Genomic DNA, 11,259 nt, shown 5'->3' with positions numbered 1-11,259 from the left:
TATGCGGACTATGTCCTCATTTTTCTGACCTTTCATTAATCGCGGATCGGTTCATGTCCTCATCATCGCCCCTCAGCATTCGACGCGCCCTTATTTCTGTTTCTGACAAGACGGGGCTCCTTGAATTCGCCCAGGCGCTGACGCGGGCGAACGTGGAAATCCTCTCGACAGGCGGGTCCGCAGATGCGCTGCGCAAGGTCGGTATCGCGGTGAAAGACGTTTCCGAGCATACGGGCTTCCCCGAAATTCTGGATGGCCGCGTCAAGACGCTTCTGCCGCAGATACATGGTGGCATCTTGGGTCGGCGCGATGATGCTAAGCACGTCGCCCAAATGGCCGAACATCAGATTGCGCCGATTGATCTCGTCTGCGTCAATCTTTATCCCTTCGCCGCAACAGTGCGTGCCGGCGCTTCGCCGGAAGATTGCATTGAAAATATTGATATTGGCGGGCCTGCCCTTATTCGCGCATCCGCAAAAAATCATGCGCACGTAGTCGTTCTGACGGACCCGTCGCAATATCACGCCCTGATCGACGCCCTGGCGTCCGGTGGGACGACGATGGCGCAGCGCCGTCATTGGGCCCAGGCCGCTTACGCGCACACAGCGTCTTACGATGCCATGATCGCCGATTGGTTCGCGGGGCAGGAGGGCACACGCTTCCCGGAGACGCTCACCATCACCGCCTCATTGCAGGAAAGCCTGCGCTACGGGGAAAATCCGCACCAGCAAGCTGCGTTTTACACCACGGCAGAAGCACGTAATGGCGTTGCCACGGCCGAACAGCTTCAGGGCAAAGCACTGAGCTATAACAATTTAAATGACACGGATGCGGCTTTCGAAGCCGTCAGTGAGTTTGATGGCCCCGCCGTCGTGATCGTCAAACATGCCAATCCCTGCGGCGTCGCGATGGCGGAAACCCTTTCCGAAGCCTGGGACCTGGCACTGCGCTGCGACCCGGTTTCAGCTTTCGGCGGGATTGTTGCCGTCAACCGCCCCCTCGATGCCGCCACGGCGGAGAAGATTGCGGGTATTTTCACGGAAGTGATTGTCGCACCGGATGCGGATGCGGCGGCGCGTGACATTTTGCGCGCCAAAAAGAATCTGCGCCTCCTCATCACGGGCGGCATGGCCGCGCCTCAGGCGCAGAGCCGCGTGGTTAAATCCGTCGCGGGCGGGTATCTTGTTCAGGATCGTGATGCGGGCCGCGTATCGCTCGACCAGCTCAAAGTTGTGACACGCAGAAAGCCGACAGAGGCGGAGCTTCGGGATCTTCTCTTCGCCTTCAGAGTTGCGAAACATGTCAAGTCAAATGCCATCGTGTTTGCGAAAGAGGGTGCGACAGTGGGGATCGGGGCAGGGCAGATGTCCCGCCTGGACTCGGCACGTATCGCAGGCCGGAAAAGTCAGGACGCGGCATCCCTAAGCGGTGCCGACGCGGCATTGACCGTCGGATCCGTGGCCGCCTCTGATGCGTTCTTCCCATTCGCCGACGGGTTGGAGGCGATCATTGCGGCGGGTGCCGTCGCCGTCATCCAGCCGGGCGGCTCTATTCGTGATGATGAGGTGATCGCTGCGGCAGATAAAGCGGGGATCGCGATGGTGCTGACAGGGATGCGCCATTTTAGGCACTGAAATCGTTTAATATCAACGTGATCGTGATGGGGTTATGGGCAGGGACAAGCAAATCAGTACGTGTATGATAAATGGCATCGTCGGTCTGACGCTGCTGATTATCGCGCCTACCATCCACGCAGCGCCTGAACGTTTGTCGCCCTCATGTATTTTTGATATCAGCGTCCTCCCAACCGTCAAGGCCAGGATAAAAGATGTTTATCCGAATATCTCCGGCGGGGCGGGGAATGTCATATTGAAGGATGGCAGGGAGGTCATCCTTTCCGATGGTTTCGATATTCTCGGTGTTTCCCTGACGCCGGGGCAGAATTTAACTGTCAAAGGGCTCGTTTCCGACAAAAGCAAAATGATCGCCGCTTTTGCCGTTTCATCGGGCGCGGGCTGGGTCTGCGCTTCAGGGCACATGCCCTCTCTGGCCCTCACACAGAGGCAGCATCGTGACGGACGCATTGCGCGCCTTCTCCATACAAGTCAGGGTGATGTCGGGGGTGTCGTGCTGGATGATGGTGTCACAATCCGCTTCCCCGCTGCTTTTCCTGATGGCAACAAATTTCACGTCGGTGACGCGCTGAGCGTCTCCGGCCGTGCCTTTAAAGCACGCTCCGGCCCGCTGATTATCGCCGAAAAAATCGGAGAGAAAGGCGCGATCCTCTATCAGATCGAAACCGAGTCCTCCGTGCCATCCGGTGCACCGCCCGGCTCAACCGGCTATGACCGGATCGAGAGTGACGAGATCGATCATCTTCTGCCCTAAGCCGAAGCCCGATCACGCCGCGCCCGCTACGCTTTGGAAAGCCAGATCGCCTCAGCGAGGCTTGCCGCAACGGGCAGGAGGGGACTCAGTGTGCATTGAAAGGCATGGTAGAGGTCAGCCTTTCCCGGGTAAATCTCGCCCGATGCCACCCCTTCAGCATCGACTTCATTGAACCAACTTCCATATTTGGGGTCGATCATCGTCAGATCGACGTAATCCCAAAGTTTCTGATACCATTCGCGGTAATATTCATGGCCCGTCCGGCGATAAAGAATGTCCGCCGCCACGATCGTTTCCGCCTGCACCCAGTGCGCGCGTGAGGTAACACAGGGGCGACGCTCCCAATCAAGCGTATAGACGATGCCACCTGTCCCCTCATGGCACCAGCCCTTCTCCACCGCGCTGCGGAAAAGACCCTCCGCATCAGGGCACATCCATGCGGGCGCGCGCCCCATTTTTGCGATCGCATGAGCTTCCGCCTTGAGCGTCAGATGCGCCCATTCCGCAAAATGGCCCGGCGTCAGGCCGTAAGGACGCAGCGGGTCGGCTTTGCGCTCGATATTATAGTCGGGCAGGAGATTCCAATCGGCGTCAAAATGCTCGGCCATGCAATAATCATGCTGGCGCGACAGGTGATGCACGAAGCGCTCGAGGATGCGCACGGCGCGGTGCAGCCATTTGATGTCGCCTGTCGCGGCGGAGAGGGCGAGCATGGCCTCCGTCGTGTGCATGTTGGCGTTGGCCCCGCGATAATCCTCCCGATCCTGCCAATCTGCTGAAAAGCTCTCATAGACGACGCCTTCCGTTTCGCTCCAGAAATGCGTCTCTAAAATATGTGTCGCAGATTGAAAGAGAAGGTCACCGCCTTGGATGCGCGCTTCCTTGCAGGTCGCCCCGGCAAGGGCGATGAAGGCGTGATAATAAGCCTGTTTCCGGCCCGCGATATCAGCGCGTTTCTCCCGCCACCCTCCGTGATCGGGGTCATTCAGGTGGTGCAGAAGGCAGTCCACACCATGCGCGCTCATGGCATGACATCCCGGAATGCCGAGAAGAGCGCCGAGCGCGAAGCTGTGCGTCATGCGTGCGGTTAATATACCGTCCGCTTCGGCCTTCCGCGATTTTTCCCCCATCCCGTCCAATGCGCAAAAACCGTCCGCGACGCGCGCATTTTTTGAAAAATCCAGCAGGCGCTGCCCTTGATTAAGGAGCCAGAGGCGATGCGCTTCCGTCGCGATTTGCATTTGAGTCAGTCCTGTTACCGGCACGCGGCCCGATGTGACGGATGCGTCACGGATTCAACAGAGACTTCAGGGGGCAGTTCCCCGGTAACACCGTACAAGATGGCGGAGGGAACCGGGTCGGCTGATGACCGACCCGCCTCCATCTATAACGGTGAGGACCGGTTTTTAAACGTCGCTGGCATCCACGATGCGTGTATGGCCTTTGCGGGGCGTGAAACGTTTTTTACGTAGCGCATACTCAATATCTTCAAGCGACGCACCTGAAAGCTCCGGCACGAAGCGGAATACGAAGAGAACTGTCAGAACATTGACCGCCGCATAAACCCACATCGCGTCGCCCAATGTCACGAGCTGAACAAGTGTCAAAGCCGTAATGGTCACGAGGAGGTCCGCACCCCATAAGGTTGCCGCAAACAGGCTTGTCGCCTGGCCGCGCATACAAAGCGGGAACATCTCCGCACCCGTCAACCAACCGCAGATCTGAATACCGATAGAATTACTGGCCATGAAGCTGAGCAGGAAGAAGATCACAAGCCACGCCCCGAAGCTGCCTTCCGCCGGATGCATGGAGAAGACAACACCAAGCCCGATCATGCTCAATACGGAAATCGGCCCCGTAATCAGCATGAGGCGACGCCGACCAATCTTGTCAACAGTGAGACATCCAAGGAACGTCATGATGCAATAAGTGATGGCCACACCCAGTGAGGCCAGTAGGGCGGAGTTTTTACCAAACCCGGCATCGTGCAGAAATGTTGGCGCATAATAAATCATCATTTCCAGCCCGCCCACCTGCGTGAAGAAGGCGACACCTAAAGCAGCGATAACGGCGGGGCGCACCCAGGGCTGGGCGAGGCCACGCCAGCCTTTATCGAGCGGGTCCGTGCTTTCCGCGATTTCATGCATTTCACGGATTTCACGCAGGATCGCTTTTTTTGACGTGCGGATACGACTCAATTCAGCAATGGCCGATTTGAGGCCCTCATTTTCAGCCGTCCAACGGGGACTGCGCGGCAGAAAGAGTAGACAGAGAAAGACGAAAGCCGCCGGGATCGCTGCGAGTCCGATCATCGGCCGCCAACCCCACGCATCGCGCGCGGCGAAACCGATGATGTTGGCAAGCAGGATACCAATGCCAATCGCGACATTAAACATCGTCACAAGATTGCCGCGCCGCCCCGCTGGTGCGAGTTCTGAAATATACATGGGCACAACCTGCGTCGATCCACCGACCGCAAGACCAAGGAAAACGCGGAAAATAATCAGTTGCGTGACGCTCTGCGCGAAACTACAGGCGATGGCGCCCAGCACAAATACGGCGCTGACAATGGTTGCGGTGAAACGACGCCCATATTTCTCGGACATGGACCCGGCAACAAGGGCACCCACCACCGCGCCGATCAGGATGGATGATGCCACCAGCTCCTGCATACCGCTATTAAGCTGGAAGTCGGACGTAATGAGAAGCAGCGCGCCGGAGATAATGCCGGTATCGTAACCGTAAAGGCCCCCACAAATTGCCGCGACGAAGGCCGTCAGGCCCAGCATGATCTTCGCGCTTGAGGAGATCTCAACATGATGCACCGCCGCCTCAGCGGCTTGCAAAGCCTGCTTCGGCGTAACATCCTGAAATTCCTGAGTTTCGGCATTGACTTCATTCACAGACATCGTGGCGCGGCATCCCTCTGCAATTATCGATTTTGCATATCATAACCTGAAAATTTGTTTAAAAGCAAAAACGGTGGTTGCATCTTTTATAAAGCAAGAAAAGATGATCGGAAATTTGCTATTTAGAAAGCTCAGGAAAATAAAAAAATCGGAAACGGAATGATGATGCGCGATGTCCCTTAAAAGGCACTAAATCGTGCCTGACGACTTGAAGAGACGCCCTGAGGACGCCACATTTAGCCATGAAATCCGGCTTCGCCGCTGACGGGATGCCGGGCTCAAACCATGCTGCCGCTTGAGGGGCAAAGGAGAATCTCATGAATATCGAAAAACTGACGGAAAGATGTCGCGGGTTTTTACAGGCGGCGCAGACGATCGCATTACGGGAATATCATCAGCAGCTCACCACGGAACATCTCCTCAAGGCCATGCTGGATGACCCGGAGGGCGCAGCATCCGGGCTGATCCGCGCTGCGGGCGGTGACCCGGTAAAAGCGCTGGCCGGTGTTGATGAGGTCGTTGCAAAATTCCCGAAAGTGCAGGGTGAGGGGGCTGGCCAGCCCCAATTGACGCCCGACCTCGCACGCGTCCTCGACCAGGCGGAACAGGATGCGCAGCGCGCTGGCGATAGTTTTGTCGCGCAGGATCGCCTCCTTGTCGCGATCGCCAAATCCGCCTCACCTTCAGCGAAGGTCCTGAAAGCCGCCAATGTCACAGCGGCGGCGCTGGAAGGCGCGGTGGCGCGGCTGCGCAACGGGCGTGTCGTGGATGGCGCCAATGCGGAGGCGGGGTTCGACGCGCTGAAGAAATATGCGCGCGATGTCACCGCGGTGGCGCAGTCCGGCAAGCTTGACCCGGTGATTGGCCGGGATGAGGAAATCCGGCGCACCATCCAGGTTCTGGCGCGCCGCACGAAGAACAACCCCGTTCTGATCGGAGAGCCCGGCGTCGGTAAAACGGCGATCGTGGAAGGGCTCGCGCTGCGGATTGTCAATGGGGACGTGCCGGAAGCTCTACGTAATAAAAAGCTCCTCTCCCTCGATATGGGCGCCCTCATCGCCGGTGCGAAATATCGCGGCGAATTTGAGGAGCGCCTCAAAGCCGTCCTCAAAGAGATTGAGAGCGCCGAGGGGCAGGTCATTCTCTTTATTGATGAAATGCACACACTTGTTGGCGCAGGCCGCTCAGACGGCGCGATGGACGCCTCCAACCTGATCAAGCCTGAACTGGCGCGCGGCGTCTTGCATTGTATCGGCGCGACGACATTGGATGAATATCGGAAATATATCGAGAAAGACGCGGCCCTGGCCCGACGTTTTCAACCTGTCTTCGTGGGGGAACCTTCCGTCGCGGATACGATATCAATTCTACGCGGCATTAAGGAAAAATATGAGCTGCATCATGGCGTGCGCATTACGGATAACGCGCTCGTCGCGGCCGCCACACTCTCAAACCGTTACATCACAGATCGTTTTCTGCCCGATAAGGCGATTGACCTCGTCGATGAAGCGGCGAGCCGCTTACGTATGCAGATTGACAGCAAGCCGGAAGCCTTGGATGAGCTTGACCGCCGCATCATCCAGCTCAAAATTGAGCGTGAGGCGATCCGGAAGGAAGATGACAATGCCAGTCGGGAGCGTCTCGAAAAGCTGGAGCTTGAACTCGCTGACCTTCAGGAGCAGTCGGACCAGCTCAGCGCGACCTGGCACGCTGAAAAAGACCGCGTCAATGAAGTGCAGAAACTGCAGGAGCAACTGGACCAGGCTCGTTCGGAAATTGAAGTGGCCCAACGCAAGGGGGATCTCGGTCGCGCCTCTGAGCTGATGTATGCCGTCATTCCGGGGCTGGAGCAGCAGATCAACAAGGCACGGGAGGATAATGAATCCGCATCAGCGCAGAGCGGTATGGTCAGTGAGGCCGTGACCGATCAGGGCATTGCCTCCGTCGTCTCGCGCTGGACGGGGGTGCCGGTTGACAGAATGCTGGAAGGTGAACGCGCCAAACTTCTGCGCATGGAAGATGCGCTGCGCCATCGCGTCGTGGGGCAGGAGCCCGCATTAAAAGCTGTCGCCAATGCCGTGCGCCGTGCCCGCGCGGGTTTGCAGGACCCGCACCGCCCGATCGGGTCCTTCCTCTTCCTCGGCCCGACCGGTGTCGGCAAGACGGAATTGACGAAAGCGCTGGCGGAATTCCTTTTTGATGATGACCGCGCCATGTTCCGCATCGATATGAGCGAATATATGGAGAAGCACGCCGTCGCCCGACTGGTCGGCGCGCCCCCCGGCTATGTCGGTTATGAGGAAGGCGGCACCTTGACGGAGGCCGTGCGCCGCCGCCCTTATCAGGTGATCCTCTTCGATGAGGTGGAGAAAGCGCATGAGGATGTTTTCAATATCCTCCTTCAGGTCCTTGATGATGGCCGCCTGACGGACGGGCAGGGGCGGGTTGTTGATTTCCGCAATACGATCATTGTCCTGACGTCCAATCTTGGCTCCGACATTCTGGCAAAGCAGGATGAGGGCGAAGCGCCCGACCTTGTTGAAGCCCAGGTCATGGCGGTTGTGCGCAATCATTTCCGGCCGGAATTTCTGAACCGTCTTGATGAAATCGTGCTCTTCGCCCGCCTGCAGCGCGCGGATATGCGGCAGATTGTCGACATCCAGCTCTCACGCCTGCGGCAATTACTGGCAGAGCGTCATGTGTCGCTTGACCTGGCAGAGGCGGCGATGGAATGGCTGGCGGATGCGGGTTACGACCCGATTTACGGCGCGCGCCCTCTCAAACGCGTCATCCAGCGCACCTTGCAGAATTCGCTTGCCGGGCTCTTGCTTGAAGGACGCATATTGGATGGTGAGACCGTGCAGGTTAATGCTGACGATAAGGGCTTGACCGTTGCGGGCGCGCCTGTTTCTGAGCTGTAACGGCGTAGCGGGATGGTTTTGACGGCCGCAATGTGAGAGGTTGCGGCTGCCTGAGCGAAGAGATTGCTCGAAGATATCACCGTCATTTATTTTCATTGCCGTTTGAATTTCGACAATTCTCTTCACAAACCGGGTCAGAATCGTTTATGAGGACGCGTCAACGGTGGGGAGCCGCTGGCTTCCCGGGAATTGATGCGGGAGAGTCAGCTATTATGGAAAATAAAACGTCGAGATCGGGGCATGACAAACTCGCTGGCCGCATCCGTGAGGCCCTCGCTTTTGACGATGTTCTTATTGAGCCCGCCGAATCCAATGTCCTCCCCGCCCAGACATCCACCCGCACAAAGCTGACGCCGGAAATTGAACTGCAAATTCCGTTACTTTCCTCCGCGATGGATACAGTGACGGAAGATCTCATGGCCATCGCGATGGCCCAGCAGGGCGGGATGGGCGTCATCCATAAAAATCTCAGCAATAAAGACCATGCGGAGCATGTCCGCCGCGTCAAGCGCTTTGAATCGGGGATGGTCGTCAATCCGGTCACTGTCTGCCCGGAGCAGACCCTGGCAGATGTGCTCGCCATCACAAAACGCCATGGCATTAGCGGCCTGCCAGTTGTGCAGGAAAAAACAGGTAAGCTGGTCGGAATCCTGACCAACCGGGACATGCGCTTCACCACTGACCCGACGACCCCGGTCAAAAACATGATGACGCATAAAAACCTCGTCACCGTGCGTCACGGGACGGATGCCGCCACAGCGCGGGAGCTTCTCCATCAGCACCGGATCGAAAAACTGCTTGTGGTGGATGATCATGATCGCTGCATCGGGCTGATCACCGTCAAGGATATGGATAAGTCGGAAGCCCACCCGCTCGCGATCAAGGACGGGATGGGCCGCCTGCGTTGCGCGGCCGCGATCGGGGTTGGTGATGATGGTCTTAAGCGTGCTGCGGCTTTGATGGAGGCTGGCGTTGATGTCATGGTCGTGGACACGGCGCATGGCCATTCCGCTGGCGTCCTACGCACGGTCGCCGCCTTGCGCGACCGTTATCCTGACGTGCAGATTATCGGTGGGAATGTCGCAACCCCGGAGGCCGCCATGGCCCTGGCCGAGGCCGGTGCGAAATGCGTTAAAATCGGGATCGGTCCCGGCTCCATCTGCACCACGCGCGTGGTGGCGGGTGTTGGCGTGCCGCAATTCTCCGCCGTGATGGAAACCGCTTTGGCCTGCCATGAAAGCGGGATTTCCGCCATTGCGGATGGTGGCGTCCGCACTTCGGGCGATATCGTCAAGGCGATCGGCGCCGGGGCAGATGCCGTTATGGTCGGCTCCCTCCTCGCGGGGTGTGAGGAGAGCCCGGGGGAGGTTTTCCTCTATCAGGGGCGGTCGTACAAAAGTTATCGCGGCATGGGCTCATTGGGCGCGATGGCGCGTGGTTCGGCCGATCGCTATTTCCAGCAGGAAGTCAAGGACGCGCTGAAACTCGTGCCGGAGGGGATAGAGGGGCAGGTGCCTTATAAAGGTGGTATGGCCGCCGTTGTGCATCAGCTTGTCGGTGGTTTGCGGGCCGGTATGGGTTATACTGGTGCCGCAACAATCGCTGACTTGCAGAAAAACACCAAATTCCGGCGGATCACCAATGCCGGCTTGCGGGAAAGCCACGTCCATGACGTCAAGATCACCCGTGAAGCGCCGAACTATCGCCAGGATTAAGAAAAAAGGTTAGGGGTAGCGTCATGACCCCTAAAGCACGTTTATCTTCTGCCATTGATCTCCTCTGCGCGATCGAAAATCACCCGCGCCGCCCGGCTGACGCCACGGCCAACCAGTTCTTCCGTGACCGTCGCTTTATTGGTGGCGGTGACCGGCGCGCAATTTCCGGCATTGTGTGGGACGTTCTGCGCAAGTGGAAGCGCTTGCATTGGCACCTGACCCCCATTGATGGCGGCGCGTCCCCCCGTCTTCTCTGCGCTGCATCGCTAATTTTCTCCGGTGAGGCGGTGTCGGATGTAGCGCGTCTTTTTGACGGGGATCGCTTCGCGCAATCTCCCTTATCCATGCGGGAGGCGAGAGGGCTGGAAGCCCTGGCCGGGCGCACATTGGATGATGCGGCCATGCCGCAGGACGTGCGGCTGGAATACCCGAAATTCTTGGAAGAGACGCTGGTCGCGCGTTTTGGTGACCGGCTGGAGGAAGAGATGCGCGCCATGGATGCGCCCGCCCCGCTCGACCTTCGGGTGAACCTCCTGAAATCTGATCGTGCTTCAGCAAAGAAAAATCTGGCGGAAGAGCAGATCCACGTCACAGAAACGCCTTTATCGCCCTGGGGCCTGCGCGCGCCGTCGCGCCTGTCCGTTACCGGTACGGCTGCCTTCAAGGAGGGTTGGATTGAAATCCACGATGAGGGCAGCCAGCTCATCGCAGCCTGTGTCGACCCGCAGCCGGGAGAGAGGATCGTTGATTTCTGCGCCGGGGCAGGCGGCAAGACGCTGGCCCTCGCCATGCTCATGGAAAATCGCGGTCATATCACCGCCTGCGATGTCTCCGCACCACGATTGGAAGGTGCGGTCAAAAGACTGAGGCGGGCAGGCGTTCACAATGTCGAGCGCCATATTTTCACATCCGGTGATAAATGGGTCAAAAGGCGGGAAGGGCGGTTTGATCGCGTGCTGGTGGACGCGCCCTGCTCAGGCTCCGGCACATGGCGGCGTAATCCTGATGCGCGGATTCACCTTTCCAGAAATGACATTGAGGAACTTGTCGTCAAACAGGCCCGGATCCTCGACACGGCTGCGCGGCTCGTCCGTCCGGGTGGGCGGCTTGTTTATGCCACATGCTCCCTCCTTCCGGCGGAGAATGAGGATCAGATTGCTGCATTCTGCCAGCGCCATGACGCCTTTTCACCGACCGCGCCGGATTCTGCGCACCTTCCGCCCCATCTGCGCGGAGAGAAGCAACTCAGCCTGACGCCCGCGACAAACCACACGGACGGTTTTTTCGCCGCGACTCTGGTAAGGAAAGACGCGTAAGTTTGAAGCG

At 58.2% G+C, this 11,259-nt stretch carries 7 protein-coding genes; 5 read left to right on the top strand and 2 right to left on the bottom strand.

What is annotated here, in order from left to right; all coding sequences use genetic code 11:
* Positions 1-53 precede the first annotated feature (53 nt).
* Both purH and N5W20_RS03345 read left to right on the top strand, forming a co-directional pair.
* On the top strand, positions 54-1,634 hold the full coding sequence (gene purH / locus N5W20_RS03350) for a bifunctional phosphoribosylaminoimidazolecarboxamide formyltransferase/IMP cyclohydrolase (protein WP_319807502.1): 1,581 nt from the start codon (positions 54-56) through the stop codon (positions 1,632-1,634).
* Positions 1,635-1,698: 64 nt separating this feature from the next.
* Positions 1,699-2,388, top strand: coding sequence for a hypothetical protein (locus N5W20_RS03345; RefSeq protein WP_319807501.1), 690 nt, complete (start codon positions 1,699-1,701; stop codon positions 2,386-2,388).
* Between the two features lie 26 nt (positions 2,389-2,414).
* On the opposite strand, the gene N5W20_RS03340 is transcribed toward N5W20_RS03345, so the two are convergent.
* Both N5W20_RS03340 and N5W20_RS03335 read right to left on the bottom strand, forming a co-directional pair.
* Positions 2,415-3,629: an AGE family epimerase/isomerase gene (locus N5W20_RS03340; RefSeq protein WP_319807500.1), complete on the bottom strand. Its 1,215-nt coding sequence runs from the start codon at positions 3,627-3,629 to the stop codon at positions 2,415-2,417.
* Between the two features lie 165 nt (positions 3,630-3,794).
* Positions 3,795-5,297, bottom strand: a complete 1,503-nt coding sequence (locus N5W20_RS03335) for a sugar porter family MFS transporter (RefSeq protein WP_319807499.1) — start codon at positions 5,295-5,297, stop codon at positions 3,795-3,797.
* A gap of 317 nt (positions 5,298-5,614) precedes the next feature.
* On the opposite strand from N5W20_RS03335, the gene clpB reads away from it, so the two are divergent.
* The 3 genes from clpB (at position 5,615) to N5W20_RS03320 (ending at position 11,249) form a co-directional block, all read left to right on the top strand.
* Positions 5,615-8,218: an ATP-dependent chaperone ClpB gene (clpB, locus tag N5W20_RS03330; RefSeq protein WP_319807498.1), complete on the top strand. Its 2,604-nt coding sequence runs from the start codon at positions 5,615-5,617 to the stop codon at positions 8,216-8,218.
* A gap of 212 nt (positions 8,219-8,430) precedes the next feature.
* Positions 8,431-9,933, top strand: a complete 1,503-nt coding sequence (gene guaB, locus N5W20_RS03325; protein WP_319807497.1) for an IMP dehydrogenase — start codon at positions 8,431-8,433, stop codon at positions 9,931-9,933.
* A gap of 23 nt (positions 9,934-9,956) precedes the next feature.
* A complete protein-coding gene (locus tag N5W20_RS03320) occupies positions 9,957-11,249 on the top strand; it encodes an RsmB/NOP family class I SAM-dependent RNA methyltransferase (RefSeq protein WP_319807496.1) in 1,293 nt (430 codons plus the stop codon).
* The last annotated feature ends 10 nt before the right edge of the window (positions 11,250-11,259 follow it).

The organism is Candidatus Kirkpatrickella diaphorinae (assembly GCF_025736875.1).
In the GTDB taxonomy this organism is placed as follows: Bacteria; Pseudomonadota; Alphaproteobacteria; order Acetobacterales; family Acetobacteraceae; genus Sorlinia; species Sorlinia diaphorinae.
The sequence above is the reverse complement of the archived record's forward strand: the minus strand, read 5'-3'. Positions and strand labels throughout refer to the sequence as shown.